Source organism: Streptomyces sp. NBC_00322 (genome assembly GCF_036147535.1).
Taxonomy (GTDB): domain Bacteria; phylum Actinomycetota; class Actinomycetes; order Streptomycetales; family Streptomycetaceae; genus Streptomyces.
In genome coordinates this window covers 2,151,009-2,165,626 of the sequence record NZ_CP108019.1, presented here as the reverse complement: position 1 = coordinate 2,165,626, position 14,618 = coordinate 2,151,009, and the positions used below count along the sequence as shown (strand labels likewise).

At 70.9% G+C, this 14,618-nt stretch carries 13 protein-coding genes; 8 read left to right on the top strand and 5 right to left on the bottom strand.

The genetic code is table 11. The features are described 5' to 3' along the window. Positions 1-132 precede the first annotated feature (132 nt). The gene (locus OG905_RS09785) at positions 133-978 is read right to left on the bottom strand and encodes a (2Fe-2S)-binding protein (protein ID WP_328667340.1); all 846 of its coding nucleotides are present in this window, start codon (positions 976-978) and stop codon (positions 133-135) included. 150 nt (positions 979-1,128) lie between these two features. Here OG905_RS09785 and OG905_RS09780 point away from each other — a divergent pair, with 150 nt between their 5' ends. After that, complete coding sequence (locus OG905_RS09780; protein WP_443043917.1) at positions 1,129-1,923, top strand: GntR family transcriptional regulator; 795 nt, start codon at positions 1,129-1,131, stop codon at positions 1,921-1,923. A gap of 125 nt (positions 1,924-2,048) precedes the next feature. After that, entirely contained in the window at positions 2,049-2,405 is a 357-nt protein-coding gene (locus OG905_RS09775) for a hypothetical protein (RefSeq protein ID WP_328667338.1), read from the top strand. Positions 2,406-2,414: 9 nt separating this feature from the next. On the opposite strand, the gene OG905_RS09770 is transcribed toward OG905_RS09775, so the two are convergent. The 3 genes from OG905_RS09770 to OG905_RS09760 all read right to left on the bottom strand — a co-directional run bounded on the left by OG905_RS09770 (position 2,415) and on the right by OG905_RS09760 (position 5,711). Beyond that, positions 2,415-2,927 carry a protein-tyrosine phosphatase family protein gene (locus OG905_RS09770; RefSeq protein WP_328667337.1) on the bottom strand — a complete coding sequence of 171 codons (513 nt, stop codon included), beginning with the start codon at positions 2,925-2,927 and terminating at the stop codon, positions 2,415-2,417. Between the two features lie 31 nt (positions 2,928-2,958). Then, on the bottom strand, positions 2,959-3,783 hold the full coding sequence (locus tag OG905_RS09765; RefSeq protein ID WP_328667336.1) for a hypothetical protein: 825 nt from the start codon (positions 3,781-3,783) through the stop codon (positions 2,959-2,961). A 230-nt stretch (positions 3,784-4,013) separates the two neighbouring features. Next, complete coding sequence (locus tag OG905_RS09760) at positions 4,014-5,711, bottom strand: PucR family transcriptional regulator (protein WP_328667335.1); 1,698 nt, start codon at positions 5,709-5,711, stop codon at positions 4,014-4,016. A gap of 277 nt (positions 5,712-5,988) precedes the next feature. Between OG905_RS09760 and OG905_RS09755 the strand changes: the two genes are divergently transcribed. The 6 genes from OG905_RS09755 to OG905_RS09730 all read left to right on the top strand — a co-directional run bounded on the left by OG905_RS09755 (position 5,989) and on the right by OG905_RS09730 (position 13,732). Beyond that, positions 5,989-6,879, top strand: coding sequence for an FAD binding domain-containing protein (locus tag OG905_RS09755; RefSeq protein WP_328667334.1), 891 nt, complete (start codon positions 5,989-5,991; stop codon positions 6,877-6,879). Then, a complete protein-coding gene (locus tag OG905_RS09750; protein WP_328667333.1) occupies positions 6,879-7,463 on the top strand; it encodes a (2Fe-2S)-binding protein in 585 nt (194 codons plus the stop codon). The genes OG905_RS09755 and OG905_RS09750 overlap by 1 nt, the downstream gene beginning before the upstream one ends. A gap of 5 nt (positions 7,464-7,468) precedes the next feature. After that, a complete protein-coding gene (locus OG905_RS09745) occupies positions 7,469-9,853 on the top strand; it encodes a xanthine dehydrogenase family protein molybdopterin-binding subunit (protein WP_328667332.1) in 2,385 nt (794 codons plus the stop codon). 265 nt (positions 9,854-10,118) lie between these two features. Next, on the top strand, positions 10,119-11,600 hold the full coding sequence (locus tag OG905_RS09740; RefSeq protein WP_328667331.1) for an NCS2 family permease: 1,482 nt from the start codon (positions 10,119-10,121) through the stop codon (positions 11,598-11,600). A gap of 41 nt (positions 11,601-11,641) precedes the next feature. Then, positions 11,642-12,778, top strand: coding sequence for an XdhC family protein (locus OG905_RS09735; RefSeq protein ID WP_328667330.1), 1,137 nt, complete (start codon positions 11,642-11,644; stop codon positions 12,776-12,778). A gap of 579 nt (positions 12,779-13,357) precedes the next feature. Next, positions 13,358-13,732, top strand: coding sequence for an RNHCP domain-containing protein (locus tag OG905_RS09730; RefSeq protein WP_324990937.1), 375 nt, complete (start codon positions 13,358-13,360; stop codon positions 13,730-13,732). A gap of 105 nt (positions 13,733-13,837) precedes the next feature. On the opposite strand, the gene OG905_RS09725 is transcribed toward OG905_RS09730, so the two are convergent. After that, complete coding sequence (locus OG905_RS09725; protein WP_328667329.1) at positions 13,838-14,551, bottom strand: class I SAM-dependent methyltransferase; 714 nt, start codon at positions 14,549-14,551, stop codon at positions 13,838-13,840. Between the last annotated feature and the right edge of the window lie 67 nt (positions 14,552-14,618).

Below are 14,618 nucleotides of genomic sequence, written 5' to 3'. Positions count from 1 at the left end.
GGGCAAGAGAACGCCAATGGGGCACCAGGGCATACGGATAGGTGCGTTTCGCTCGAACTGTCGTATGAGCAAGGGGAGTTGGTTCGATTTACGTCACCCGGTCGGATGGCGTGTCAACCGGCATACGAGAGATCAGACGTTCGGCCGCAGCCGGTCCACGCGGTCCGCGTCACACGTGCGCGGACAGGTGACACAGGTGTCCTCGGGCCGCAGGGTGTAGAAGAGGCAGCAGCCGGTCCGGTCGCGGGTCGGCAGCAGTTCGCCGCCCGGGCCGGTGAGCTCGCGGAAGCCGGCGCTCCCGACGTACGGCTTGGTGGTGCCCGGCAGCAGCCGCTCCAGCTCCGCCACCGCGCGCTGCTCCTCGCCGAGCAGCTGCCCGACGTACCACAGGCCCTCGACGATCTCGTCGGTCGCCATGCCCCACAGCGCGCGCCTGCCGCGCCGCATCCGCGGAGCGAAGCCGTCCAGTACGGGCCCGATGTGCTCGGCGACGGCGTCACGCACCGCGGCGCACAGGGCTTCCTCGTCCGGTACGACGCGGGCGCCGGGCAGCTGCGCGGCCCGGTCGCCCGGCAGGCAGGTGAATTCCCTCACGCGGACCGTCATGCGGCCGAGCGTCCGCTGGAAGGCGACGTCCTCGACGGGCAGGCGCGGCACACGGCGGTGGAGAAACCAGGGGACGGTGATCAGCAGACAGGCGGGCCAGGCGTAGCGATGCAGGCCGAAGCCGGCGATGACGTCGGGCCGGGCCTGCTGTCCGTGGTCCCGCAGGACCTGCGCGTTGTCCCAGGCGAGAAAGGCGTTGAGGGCGGGCCCACCGGCCGCGAGCTCCGCGGCGCCCACCCAGCCGCCGCCCACGGGGGCCTGCTCGCCGTCCGAGAGCTCCCGTATCCCCAGCCCGGAGAAGACCTCGGCCAGGCGCGCGTAGGCGTCCTGGACGGGCGAGGCAAGGGCGGGCAGCAGGGCGGGACGGGTCATGCCGGGGACCACCGAATCGCGATCGTTAGGAGGTTAGCCTTACCTTACCCGGCGCGATCGATGTTTGAACTGTTGTCTCGTCCGCCTATGGTGCACAAGGGCCCATGCGTACGCGAGCCGGGCCAGACCCCCGTCCGGAGGAGGACCCGAGTGGAGCAGGCCCGAGCGCGCGACGCCGCGACGCCGCGGCTTTTCGCGTCCCCGCACGTCCCCGAACAGGCAGGTCCGGCGGACTCCCGGCCCGCTCGTCCCCTCATCCCGGAACAGGCCCGCGGCGAACACACCCACAGCGAGCCCCCCGCACCGGGCACGGCCCCCCGCACGGTCCAGCGCCACTCGGTCCGCGGCCAGATCCTCGAAGCCCTGCGCACGGCCCTCGTCGACGGCGAGCTGGCCCCCGGCGAGGTCTACTCCGCGCCCGTCCTCGGCGAACGCTTCGGTGTCTCGGCGACACCCGTACGCGAGGCGATGCAGCAGCTTGCCATCGAGGGCGCGGTCGAGGTCGTCCCCAACCGCGGCTTCCGCGTCACCGTTCGCAGCGCCCGCGAACTGGCCGAACTCGCCGAGGTCCGCGCGCTGATCGAAATCCCGGTCATGCTCCGCCTGGCCCGCACGATCCCGGCCGCCGGCTGGTCGGCGCTGCGCCCCCTGGCCGACGCGACGGCAGCCGCGGCGGCAACGGGCGACCGCGCCGCCTACGCGGAAACAGACCGCGCCTTCCACCGCGCGGTACTCGCCCTGTCGGGCAACCAGCAACTCGTGATGGTCGCGGACGACCTCCACCGCCGCTCCCAATGGCCCCTGACGAGCGCCCCGGTCACCCGCCGCGCGGACCTGGTGGCGGACGCGGCGGAACACATGGCACTGCTGGAGGCGCTGGTGGCCGAGGACCTGACGGTGGTGCAGTCGCTGGTGAGGGAGCACTTCACGGGCGCGGAGGCCTGACGGCCCGATCCGGTCGCGGCGTCCCCTGCCCACCCACCGATGACCCTTGGCCATGGCTGCACTAATCTGTGCCGCTTGTGCGGTGTTGAGCCGTTGCCGAAGTCCGAACAAACGGGGGGTCGTTGATGTCCGCGGAGCTGCCGGAGCCGTCCATACCCGACGAGGCCTGGGAGGAATTTCAGCGGGAGAGCGAGGGACCCGCACGGCTCGCCGCGCCGAAGGAGCCGTCCGCGCGGGCGCGGATGGTGACCGAGCGGTTGCGGCGGCAGGACGAGGAGGCCGCCCGGCGGCAGGGCAGGGTGCGTATGGGCAAGCGCGGCAGGACTCAGGTGCGGGCCGAGCCCGAGGCGTGGCGGGCGTGGCCCGATCGGCAGCGGCAGGCGCGGCGGCGCCGTGGGCGGGGAGTTCTCTGGGTCGTCGTGGCCGTCGTCCTCGTACTGCTGGTCATGAATCCGGTCAGGGCCCTCGCCTGGCTGGTGTGAGCCGGATGTTCAGGACGGTGACTCCAGGCCCGTCAGCAGTGAGGCGATGTCCAGGCCGGTCGTGAGGTACTGCTCGAAGGCGACGTTGTGCAGGGCCCACGGCGAGCGCCTGCGCCGGATCAGATCGATCGCTCCCGCGCCGTCGTGGCCCAGTTCGATCAGGGTCTGGGCCACCACCAGGCCCGAGCGGTTGTAGCCGGAGTAACAGCGTACGAGCGCGGTGCGGCCGGCGCGTACGGCGTCGGCGGTGATGAGCGCCAGCCGGAGGACCTCGTCGATCTGCTCCGAGGTCAGCCAGTCGTCCGGGATCGGGACGACATGGTGTTCGACGCCCTCGGGCGGGCCGTGGCCCTGGCGGGTGAACAGGCTTATCACCAGGTCGAATTCACGGTCGACGACGGCGTCCAGATGGCGGCCGTCCGCGTCGGCCCAGACATGGCCGCCCATCCACAGGCCGGTCGTGATCTCGTCCCAGGGCGACTGAGGTTCCGGGACGGGGCCGTCCGTCCGGCGGGCGCTCACCGGTGGCTCCTCGCGCCGGTCATGCCGCCGGTCATGCCGCGGGCTCGGGCTGCGGAGGGGAGGACTGAACGGGAGGGGACTGGACCGGGGAGGACTGGACCGGCACCGTCTGGGCCAGTTGGGCGCCGAGCCACACCGGTACGCCGCCCAGGAGCCGGAACAGCCGCCCCGCCTCCGCCCGTAGCCGGCTCGCCTCCGGTTCCGCCTCGCAGTCGGCGAGCGCGGCCAGCGTCGGGGCCGTGCCGATCAGATAGCCGAGCTCCTCGCGGATCCGCAGCGACTCGGCGAAGCCGTGCCGTGCCTGCGCCAACTCCCCTTCGCGCAGGGCGAGTCCGGCCTGGTGGTGCCAGGTGAACGAGAGCAGGAGCGTGTCCCCGTGCGCGGCCGCTCCGGCGTGCGCCCGCTGATAGGCGGCGAGGGCCGCCTGCGGGGAGTCGGCGATGTGCTCGGCGACCAGGCCGCGGCGGAAGTCCAGCAGTGGTCGTCCCGGCGAGGTGGGGGCGAGCAGCGCCGCGGCCCGGCCGAGTGCCGCGCGGGCCTCGTCGGCGCGGTCGCGTACGCCGAGAACGGTCGCCGCGTACGCCAGCCGCCCGCGCTCGCACGCCGCGCCGCCGCGCTCCTCGTCGTCCCCGGCCACCGCCTCCGCCGTACGCAGCGCGTCCTCCGCGTCGGCCCAGCCCTCGCCGGTGAACAGGCAGCGCTCGACGAGCAGTCCGGCCCGTTCGAGCGCCGCCGCCGGATCGGCCGCGTGGGCGGTGAGCAGAGCCGCTGCGTCGGTCCAACAGCCGCGCGAACGCAGCCGCCATACCGCGGTCTGGAGTGGATCGTCACCTGCAGTGGTTCCGGAACCAGACATGGCGGTATGCGCCACTTGCCCTCCCCGAGCACGCCATTGAGCTGTTGGGTCTGCCCGCATCTCAGCATGGATAGGCATGCCTGGCCAAGGGGTCAGGTGAATGAATTCACAATCGTGTGGTGAGAGATGGGTGGCGCGTCAACTCGATGGGCTATGCCATCCCTCGTGTGGGTGACTGTGGCGAGCGGGGGCGGGGTGCGCGTCAAGCATCGGGCTCGGCGGACTCCGAGTCAGCTCATCCGCAGCGCCAGGAAGAAGTCCAGCTTGTCCTCCAGGCGCGACAGATCACGGCTCGTCAGTTGCTCGATCCTGCCCACCCGGTACCGCAGGGTGTTCACATGCAGATGCAGCCGCGTCGCGCACCGCGTCCAGGACCCGTCGCAGTCCAGGAACGCCTCCAGCGTCGGGATGAGCTCCGCCCGGTGCCGCCGGTCGTAATCGCGCAGCGGGTCCAGCAGCCGGGCCGTGAAGGCGCGGCGCACGTCGTCCGGGACGAACGGCAGCAGCAGGACGTGCGAGGCCAGCTCGTGGTGGCCGGCCGCGCAGACCCGGCCCGGGCGGGCCGCGGCCACCCGGCGGGCGTGCCGGGCCTCCTCCAGCGCGCCGCGCAGGCCCTCCGCCGAGCTGACGGCCGCGCTGACGCCCAGCGTGAGCCGCCCGTCGCCGTCGAGACCGGCCGAGAGCGGGTCGCGTACGGAGCCGAGCAGCGCGTCCGCGTGGAGTCCGGCCTCCGTGGACTCGACGTCCGGGCCCTCCGGGTCGACGGGGAGGGCGGGCAGCGGAACCAGCGCGATCGCCTCGTCGCCGGTGTGGGCGACCGCGATCCGGTCGCCGGAGTCGGCGCCCTCGGCCATCGGGTCGACCAGGATCTCCTCCAGCAGGGACTGGGCGACGGGACCGGCCTCGATCGCGGCCCCCGCTGCCCCGTCCTGCTCCCACTCCACCCGGGCCACCACGACCTGCCAGTGCGGCGCGGTCCCGAGGCCGGGCAGCAGTACGGGGGCGGCCACCCGCAGCCTGGCCGCGATCTCGGCGGGCGCGGCACCCGTCTGGACCAGTTCGAGGACTTCCTGGGCGAGCCGGCGCCGTACCGTACGGGCCGCCTCGCGCCGGTCCCGCTCGACGGCGATCAGCTGGGTCACGCCCTGCAGCAGATCCAGCCGGGCGGCCGGCCAGTCGCCCGCGTCGGCCTCGACCGCCAGCAGCCAGTCCGACAGGACACTCTCGCGTACGTCGCGGGACGCGGGGGCGGCTCCGCGTCCGGTGTTGCGGATCGGGAAGAGGGAGTACGTCGCTCCTGCGATGGTCGCGCGGTGCGGGCCGCGGCGGCCGGTACGGGTGGCGGCCAGATGCTCGCCCGCGAGCGTGGCGCTCACCGGGCCGGGCAGCGGGTCGCCCGCGCCCGCGATCTGGCGGCCGGTGGGGGAGAGCACCCAGGCGCGAAGGTCCAGGTCGGAGCCGAGGAGGTCCAGAACGACCTCGGGGCCGCCGCCTGCGGGACCCGACGTCATCAGCCTTCTGTGCCTGTCCACGACTGCCGCGAGGTCACCGGCGCGCTCGCCGGAGACCTGGCGCACGACATACTCTGTGATCGTCGCGAATGCAACAGATTCATTAACTGCAAAGAGTGGCAGTCGATGGCGAGAACACGCCTCCACGAGATCACCGGGAATGTTCCCCAGTTCGGCCTCGCCGGCCGCCAGACCGGCCACCCCGGCGCTCGCCAGGATCCGGACGAACGGCTCCGAGTCCTCGGCCGAATGCCGCCAGGCGAGCCCCGTAAGTACCAGTTCGCCGCCCGAGAGATAGCGGCTCGGGTCCCGCAGGTCGGTCGTCATCACACCACGTACGCCGCGGTCGAGTTCGTCCTCGCCGCCGAGCAGCCGCAGCCCCAGCGCTTCGGTCTCCAGAAGTGCGTGCAGCCGCATCTCGTCGCCGCCGATCTGTCTCGTTGTTGCCGGTGGCCCATGGCCACGGTTTTCATGGGAAAACAGTGAGGTTACTGAGCCTCGCCTTTCGTTCGAATCTACAAGACGAGACAGGCGACCAGCCAACTCCTTCATGGTTTCGGTGACTGCACCGGGCGGGGCACGCCTTGTGTACTTGGGCCACACCGCGTTAACGGCACATGAATAACCAGTCGAGGGCCGGCCGTCCCGGGCCCGTTGCGACGAACGACCCCGATTAAGAAGAAGAGAGCCACTCATGGACTTCCTTCGCCCCGCCAGCTGGGAGGAGGCGCTCGCCGCCAAGGCCGAGCACCCCACCGCTGTCCCCATCGCGGGTGGCACCGATGTGATGGTCGAGATCAACTTCGACCACCGCCGGCCCGAGTACCTCATGGACCTGAACCGCATCGGCGAGCTGCGCGAATGGGAGGTCGGCGAGGACAACGTCCGCCTGGGCGCCTCCGTGCCGTACACCCAGATCATGGACCACCTCCGGGCCGAGCTGCCCGGTCTGGCGCTGGCGTCGCACACCGTGGCCTCCCCGCAGATCCGTAACCGCGGCGGCGTCGGCGGCAACCTCGGCACCGCGTCCCCGGCCGGCGACGCCCACCCGGCGCTGCTCGCCGCGGGCGCCGAGGTCGAGGCCGAGTCGGTGCGCGGCAGCCGCCTGATCCCGATCGACGAGTTCTACACCGGCGTGAAGCGCAACGCTCTGGCCCCGGACGAGCTCATCCGCGCCGTGCACATCAAGAAGGCCGACGGCCCGCAGCAGTTCTCCAAGGTCGGCACCCGCAACGCGATGGTCATCGCCGTCTGCGCCTTCGGCCTGGCCCTGCACCCCGAGACCCGTACGGTGCGCACCGGCATCGGCTCCGCCGCCCCGACCCCGGTCCGGGCGAAGGCGGCCGAGGAGTTCTTGAACGCCGCGCTCGAAGAGGGCGGCTTCTGGGACAGCAAGAAGATCATCACCCCGTCGATCGCCAAGCAGTTCGCGGAGCTCGCATCCGCCGGCTGCAGCCCCATCGACGATGTGCGCGGCACCGCCAGCTACCGCCGCCACGCGGTCGGCATCATGGCCCGCCGCACGCTCGGCTGGACGTGGGAGTCCTACCGCGGCAACGGCCGCAGCATTGAGGGAGTCGCATAATGCGCGTGAACTTCACGGTCAACGGTCGTCAGCAGGAAGCCGACGACGTGTGGGAGGGCGAGAGCCTTCTCTACGTACTGCGCGAGCGCATGGGCCTGCCGGGCTCCAAGAACGCCTGCGAGCAGGGCGAGTGCGGCTCCTGCACGGTCCGCCTGGACGGCGTGCCGGTCTGTTCCTGCCTCGTCGCCGCAGGTCAGGTCGAGGGCCGCGAGGTCGTCACCGTAGAGGGCCTGGCGGACTACGCCACGCAGCGCGCCGAGCACGGCGGCTGCGCCACCGGCGCCTGCGGCACCTCGCTGGACACCGCCAAGGGCTGGGAGGCCAAGCCCACGGACGGTCAGGCCGGCGGGCAGGGCCAGCTCTCCCCGATCCAGCAGGCGTTCATCGACGCCGGCGCCGTCCAGTGCGGTTTCTGCACCCCCGGTCTGCTGGTCGCCGCCGACGAGTTGCTGGAGCGCAATGCCGAGCCGTCCGACGCGGACATCCGCGAGGCGCTCTCCGGCAACCTCTGCCGCTGCACCGGTTACGAGAAGATCCTCGACGCGGTCCGCCTCGCGGCCGCCCGCCAGGAAGAGGCGGTCTGACAGCCATGGCCACCACCGGAACCCCCACGAACCTCACCCAGGGCTCGCAGACCAAGGGCGGCATCGGCGAGTCGACGCTGCGGCCCGACGGCACCCTCAAGGTCACCGGCGAGTTCGCGTACTCCTCGGACATGTGGCACGAGGACATGCTCTGGGGCCACACGCTCCGCAGCACCGTCGCGCACGCCGAGATCAAGTCGATCGACATCGGCGAGGCCGTCGCGATGCCCGGCGTCTACGCCGTGCTGACCTACGACGACCTGCCCACCGAAGTGAAGAACTACGGCCTGGAGATCCAGGACACCCCGGTTCTCGCCCACGGCAAGGTCCGCCACCACGGCGAGCCGGTGGCCCTGGTCGCCGCCGACCACCCGGAGACCGCACGCCGCGCCGCCGCCAAGATCAAGATCGAGTACGCCGAGCTGCCGCTCATCACGGACGAGGCGTCCGCGACCGCGCCCGGCGCGATCCTGGTCCACGAGGGCCGCGACGACCACCACATCGGCCATGTCCCGCACCCGAACATCGTGCACCGCCAGCCCATCGTCCGCGGCAACGCCGACGAGGCCGCCGAGCGCGCGGACGTGATCGTCAAGGGCGAGTACACCTTCGGCATGCAGGACCAGGCATTCCTCGGCCCCGAGTCCGGCCTCGCCGTGCCGTCCGAGGACGGCGGCGTCGAGCTGTACGTCGCCACCCAGTGGCTGCACTCCGACCTCCGCCAGATCGCCCCGGTCCTCGGCCTGCCCGAGGACAAGGTGCGGATGACGCTCTCCGGCGTCGGCGGCGCGTTCGGCGGCCGCGAGGACCTGTCGATGCAGATCCACGCCTGCCTGCTCGCCCTGCGTACCGGCAAGCCCGTCAAGATCGTCTACAACCGGTTCGAGTCCTTCTTCGGACACGTGCACCGGCATCCGGCGAAGCTCTACTACGAGCACGGCGCCACCAAGGACGGCAAGCTCACGCACATGAAGTGCAGGATCGTCCTGGACGGCGGCGCGTACGCGTCGGCCTCCCCGGCGGTCGTCGGCAACGCCGCTTCCCTGAGCGTCGGCCCGTATGTCCTCGAAGACGTCGACATCGAGGCGCTCGCGCTCTACTCCAACAACCCGCCCTGCGGCGCCATGCGCGGCTTCGGCGCGGTCCAGGCGTGCTTCGCGTACGAGGCACAGATGGACAAGCTCGCGGCGAAACTGGGCATGGACCCGGTCGAGTTCCGTCAGCTCAACGCCATGGAGCAGGGCACGATCATGCCGACCGGCCAGCCGGTCGACTCCCCGGCCCCGGTCGCCGAACTGCTGCGCCGTGTCAAGGCCATGCCGCTGCCGCCCGAGCAGCAGTGGCTCGCCGCCGGCGAGGAGGCGGACGTACGCGCCCTGCCGGGCGGTCTGTCCAACACCACCCACGGCGAGGGCGTCGTCCGCGGCATCGGCTATGCGGTCGGCATCAAGAACGTCGGTTTCTCCGAGGGCTTCGACGACTACTCAACGGCCCGCGTGCGCATGGAGGTCGTGGGCGGCCAGCCGGTCGCGACCGTGCACACCGCGATGGCGGAGGTCGGCCAGGGAGGTGTCACCGTCCACGCGCAGATCGCCCGCACCGAGCTCGGCGTCACGCAGGTGACGATCCACCCGGCCGACACCCAGGTCGGCTCCGCCGGTTCGACGTCGGCATCCCGCCAGACGTACGTGACGGGCGGCGCGGTGAAGCACACCTGCGAGAACGTCCGCGAGAAGGTCCTGGAGATCGGCCGCCGCAAGTTCGGCTCGTACCACCCGGCGTGGGCCACCGCCGAGTTGCTGCTCGAAGGCGGCAAGGTCGTCACCGACGGCGGCGAGGTCCTCGCCGACCTGGTGGACGTGCTCGAAGGCGAGGCGGTCGACCTGGAGCTCGAGTGGCGTCACCGCCCCACCGAGGCCTTCGACCTGGTCACCGGCCAGGGCCACGGCCACGTCCAGTACTCCTTCGCCGCGCACCGCGCCGTGGTGGAGGTGGACACCGAGCTCGGCCTGGTCAAGGTCATCGAACTGGCCTGCGCCCAGGACGTCGGCAAGGCACTCAACCCGCTGTCCGTCGTCGGCCAGATCCAGGGTGGCACCACCCAGGGCCTGGGCGTGGCGGTCATGGAGGAGATCATCGTCGACCCGAAGACCGCGAAGGTGCGCAACCCCTCCTTCACGGACTATCTGATCCCCACCATCCTCGATACGCCGACCATCCCCGTCGACGTACTCGAACTGGCCGACGACCACGCGCCCTACGGGCTGCGCGGCGTCGGCGAGGCCCCGACCCTCTCGTCAACTCCGGCCGTCCTCGCGGCGATCCGGAACGCGACGGGTCTGGAGCTGAACAGGACACCGGTCCGCCCCGAGCACCTCACCGGTACCTGATTCACGAGCTCTCCGGGCGGTGCGCCGCGACTGACGAGAACGTCACAATTCCCGGCCCGTCGCGCTGCCCGGAGAACCCCAGTACCGCACCGCTCGCGGTCTCTGGAAAACCCCGCAGTGAACCAGCAGTAAACACAGCAGTGACGCAGCACCAACCAAGTTCGTCTCGGGCCGTCCCCCGGGTCGTGCAGCCAACGCACCATCCCAAATCCCGCGATCTCGAGTCCCCATGCGGGTGCCCCTGTGAACCTTGGGAGTAGGCACCATGACCCAGCAGTCCCTTGAGACCAAGACCACGGCGGAGGACGCCGGCGCGGGAACGCGCCAGCCCGCCGGGCGGTCTTGGCTCGACCGGTATTTCCACATAACCCAGCGAGGGTCGACCATCGGTCGGGAGGTGCGTGGCGGCATCACCACCTTCATGGCGATGGCGTACATCATCCTTCTCAACCCCGTGATTCTGTCGGTGCCCGATGCGGCCGGTCACAGGCTCGACGGTGATCAGCTGACCACCGCGACCGTATTCGCCGCCGCCGCAACCACCATCGTGATGGGCTTCATCGGCAATGTGCCGCTCGCCCTCGCCGCGGGACTCAGCGTCTCCGCCGTCATGGCATTCCAGGTCGCTCCGGAGATGACCTGGGAAAACGCGATGGGCATGTGCGTCATCTACGGTCTCGTGATCGTCCTGCTCGTTGTCACCGGTCTGCGCGAACTGATCATGAACGCCATCCCACTGGCGCTCAAGCACGCCATCACCATGGGCATCGGCCTCTTCGTCTGCCTCATCGGCCTGGTGCAGGCGGGCTTCGTCACCTCCATGCCCGGCCCCGGCGGCCTTTCCGGCGCGAAGCCGATCCAGCTCGGTACGAGTGACATGCTCACCGGCTGGCCGGTGCTCTGTTTCTCCGTCACCGTCCTGCTGATCTTCCTGCTCCAGGTCCGCAAGGTCCCCGGCGCGATCCTCATCGGCATCGTCGGCGGCACGGCCTTCGCGGCGCTGGTCCACCAGTTCGCGGGCCTCGACAAGAAGGCCTGGGGCGGACTGAACGCGCCCGAGATCACCGGCTCCATCGTCAGCACCCCTGACTTCGGCCTCTTCGGCAGCGTCTCCTTCAGCGGTATCGGCAGCGTCGGTGGCATCACCGTCGGCGTCATCGTCTTCACCCTGGTGCTGGCCGGCTTCTTCGACGCCATGGGCACCATCATCGGCATCGGCCAGCAGGCGGGCCTCGCCGACGACAAGGGCAGGATGCCCGGCCTCAACAAGGCGCTCGCCATCGACGGTGCGGGTGGCGCGCTGGGCGGTCTCGCCGGTGCCTCCGGCCAGACGGTGTTCGTCGAGTCCACCGCGGGCGTCGGCGACGGTGCGCGCACCGGCCTCGCCAGTGTCATCACCGGTCTCGCCTTCACGCTCTGCCTGTTCTTCACCCCGCTGGCCCAGGTCATCCCCACCCAGGTGGCCGCCGCCGCGCTCGTCGTCATCGGCTCGATGATGCTGACGAACGCCAAGCACATCGACTGGAACGACCAGGCGACCTCGATCCCGGTCTTCCTCACGACTGTGCTGATGCCCTTCACGTACTCGATCACCGCGGGCATCGCGGCGGGCGTCATCGCCCACGTCCTGATCAAGACCGTCCAGGGCAGGGCCCGCGACGTCGGCTGGCTGATGTGGGTGCTGTCCGCCGTCTTCCTGGCGTACTTCGCCCTTCACCCGATCGAGGGCTGGCTGGGAGTCAACTAGCTCCCTTCCGCAGCCTCACAAACACCCTTGAGGAGACCGACATGCTGGACATCGCCGACGAGCTGAACCGGTGGGTCGAGCAGGGACGCGAGTTCGCCGTCGCCACCGTGGTGGCCGTCGGCGGCAGCGCGCCCCGGCAGCCGGGCGCGGCACTCGCCGTGGACAGCGACGGCACGGCGATCGGGTCGGTCTCCGGAGGGTGTGTCGAAGGCGCGGTGTACGCGTTGTGTCAGCAGTCGCTCGAGGACGGTCTCACCGTCCTCGAGCGGTTCGGCTACAGCGACGAGGACGCCTTCGCCGTCGGTCTGACCTGCGGCGGCATCATCGACATCCTGGTCACCCCGGTAAGCGGCGGGGTCTTCCCCGCGGCACTCGCGGCTGCTGCCCGAGGAGAGGCGGCGGCCCTCGCCCGCATCACCGACGGACCGTCCGAACTGCTGGGCCGGGCGCTGCTGGTGCTGCCCGACGGCTCGTACGAAGGCTCCCTCGGCGGCCACCCGGAACTCGACCGTACGGCGGCGGGCGAGGCCCGGGCCCTTCTTGACGCGGGCCGCACGGACACCGTCGCGATCGGCGAGGACGGCGCGCGCTGCGGCCGCCCGCTGACCCTCCTCGTCGAGTCCTCGGTGCCGGCGCCGCGGATGATCGTCTTCGGCGCGATCGACTTCGCGTCGGCGCTGGTACGGGTCGGAAAGTTCCTCGGCTACCACGTCACGGTCTGCGACGCGCGCCCTGTCTTCGCGACCGCCGCGCGTTTCCCGGAGGCGGACGAGGTCGTGGTCGACTGGCCGCACCGCTATCTGGAGTCGACGGAGGTGGACGGCCGTACGGTCCTCTGCGTCCTGACCCACGACGCCAAGTTCGACGTGCCTCTGCTCGAACTGGCCCTCAGGCTTCCCGTCGCGTACGTCGGCGCGATGGGCTCACGCCGCACGCACGAGGACCGCAACAGGCGCCTGCGCGAGGTCGGCGTCACGGAACTCGAACTGGCACGCCTGCGCAGCCCCATCGGCCTGGACCTCGGCGCGCGTACGCCACAGGAGACGGCGCTGTCGATCGCGGCGGAGATCGTGGCGAACCGCCGTGGCGGCAGCGGAGCCTCCCTGACGGGAGCGCACACCCCCATCCACCACGACGGCACGGAGGTTCCGGCGGGGCGGATAGGTTCCGTGGCCTGACGCTACGGCCCGCCGGGCTCTGCGGGTGCGCCACATCGCTGCCCGCCGGTCGACGGCGGAGCCTCCATGCGCCGCGTAGCGGGCGGTCCCCGGGGGCGTGGGGGCGTCAGCCCCAATGGCCTAGGTCCTGTCCGGCCGATCTTGCCGGGCTCGCGGGCCCCGGCACGCACTCCCCCGTAGCCCTTCGGGCACGGGAGGTGCCCCCATGCTGCGTTGCGTCAGTCGCCGACGCTCCGCGTCGGCTCTCCCCCTGCCTTCGGCGGGGGGACCCCCATCCTCCGGCCTGCGATCGCACGCACCAGACCCCGCTCCCTGATCCAGCCTGATCGACCGGACAGGACCTAGCCGGTACGCGGTCCCGGGGCCGGAATCAATTCGGTTGCCCCGGGCCCCGCCGCCGCGGTCTCATCAGGTGACCGGATGTCGATGCCGAGGTGGTGCGTGTATGCCCAGGGCCCAGCGGAACCGTTCTCGCGATCGAGGAAGGCCTCCCGCTCTCGCGGAATGAACTCCCTTGATGCGAGACGGCGTTCAGAGCTGACGCCCATCCCACGCATCACACCAGGAGTCGTGTCCACGATGTCCCGCAACACCTCCAGGCGCGCCCGCACCGAAGCCCGCGCCCAGTCCTTCCGCTGCCTGCACTGCGGCCTCGACGTGTCGATGACCGCCGCCGGCACGGGCCACCGCAATCACTGCCCGAACTGCCTGTGGAGCCGTCACCTCGACGACACCCCCGGCGACCGGGCGGCCGACTGCGGAGCCCGGATGGAGCCTCTCGCCATCTCCGTGCGCGGCGACGGCGAGTGGGTACTCGTCCACCGCTGCACGGGCTGCGGAGTGCTCCATGCCAACCGCACGGCGGGCGACGACAACGCCCTGCCGCTGACCCGGCTGGCGGTTCGCCCCCTGGCGCAGCCGCCGTTCCCGCTGGAGCGGCTCACCGCTCTGTGAGGCAGGACGGATCCCGGACTCTCACCGTCCGGGATCCGTCAACTCCTTGTGCCGGAGTTGGGCAACGGGAGCTGTCCCCCGTGACAGGAGGCTCTGACAGCGGGCTCAGCCGCGGCGCGTGGCCACCACCAGCCGGCACCGCGGGCTGCCGTCCTTCAGGCGCCCCAGCTCTTCGAGCGGCCGCAGCTCCACCGTGAACCCCGCCCGTCCCAGTTCGGACATGACGTCGGAGAGCCGGAAGGTGCGGTAGTACATGACGAAGGTCGGCCGCCACAGCAGGTTGCGTACGCGCATCGCCGTGTCGAAGGCCCACAGCGCCCAGTACAGCCGTGATCCGACCCGGGCCGGAGCCGGAAGCGGGAAGACGAATCTGCCGCCGGGACGCAGCGAGCGGTGAATCCGGGCGAAGAGCGTCGGGCGCTCACCCGGCAGGAAATGGCCGAAGGCTCCGAAGCTCACCGCGAGGTCGAAGGCCTCGGTGAAGGGGAGCGCGAGCGCGTCCGCCTGTACCCACGTGGCCCAGGGGTACGTGGCCTTCGCCTCGGCCAGCATGCCCGCGCTGAAGTCGACCCCCGTGACCTCGTCCTCGCACAGCTCTCGCAGCACCCGCACTCCCGCGCCCGTACCGCAGCAGACGTCGAGCCCGGACCCGAAGGGCCCGAGCGGGCGGATCGCTCGTACCACCGGGTCGAGGAGCCGGTCGGGGGTACGGAAGGGGGTCTCGTCGAATTTCGGAGCGAGCAGGTCATAGCCGTGCTCGATCGACGAGAGCGCCTGTACGGCGAGCTCTCGGAACGTGGGGCCCGACGGTGTGAACATCAAGGTTCACACTAGTCGTTGAACATCACCCCAGGCCCAACCGTATTCGGAAAGGGTCCCTGCGCAT

Bases quoted from the DNA above. Each gene is read 5' to 3' on its own strand.
- OG905_RS09735 (WP_328667330.1), top strand. From the start codon at position 11,642: ATGCTGGACATCGCCGACGAGCTGAACCGGTGGGTCGAGCAGGGACGC.
- OG905_RS09750 (WP_328667333.1), top strand. From the start codon at position 6,879: ATGCGCGTGAACTTCACGGTCAACGGTCGTCAGCAGGAAGCCGACGAC.
- OG905_RS09740 (WP_328667331.1), top strand. From the start codon at position 10,119: ATGACCCAGCAGTCCCTTGAGACCAAGACCACGGCGGAGGACGCCGGC.
- OG905_RS09765 (WP_328667336.1), bottom strand. From the start codon at position 3,783: ATGTCTGGTTCCGGAACCACTGCAGGTGACGATCCACTCCAGACCGCG.
- OG905_RS09725 (WP_328667329.1), bottom strand. From the start codon at position 14,551: ATGTTCACACCGTCGGGCCCCACGTTCCGAGAGCTCGCCGTACAGGCG.
- OG905_RS09775 (WP_328667338.1), top strand. From the start codon at position 2,049: ATGTCCGCGGAGCTGCCGGAGCCGTCCATACCCGACGAGGCCTGGGAG.
- OG905_RS09760 (WP_328667335.1), bottom strand. From the start codon at position 5,711: ATGCGGCTGCACGCACTTCTGGAGACCGAAGCGCTGGGGCTGCGGCTG.
- OG905_RS09785 (WP_328667340.1), bottom strand. From the start codon at position 978: ATGACCCGTCCCGCCCTGCTGCCCGCCCTTGCCTCGCCCGTCCAGGAC.
- OG905_RS09755 (WP_328667334.1), top strand. From the start codon at position 5,989: ATGGACTTCCTTCGCCCCGCCAGCTGGGAGGAGGCGCTCGCCGCCAAG.
- OG905_RS09730 (WP_324990937.1), top strand. From the start codon at position 13,358: ATGTCCCGCAACACCTCCAGGCGCGCCCGCACCGAAGCCCGCGCCCAG.
- OG905_RS09745 (WP_328667332.1), top strand. From the start codon at position 7,469: ATGGCCACCACCGGAACCCCCACGAACCTCACCCAGGGCTCGCAGACC.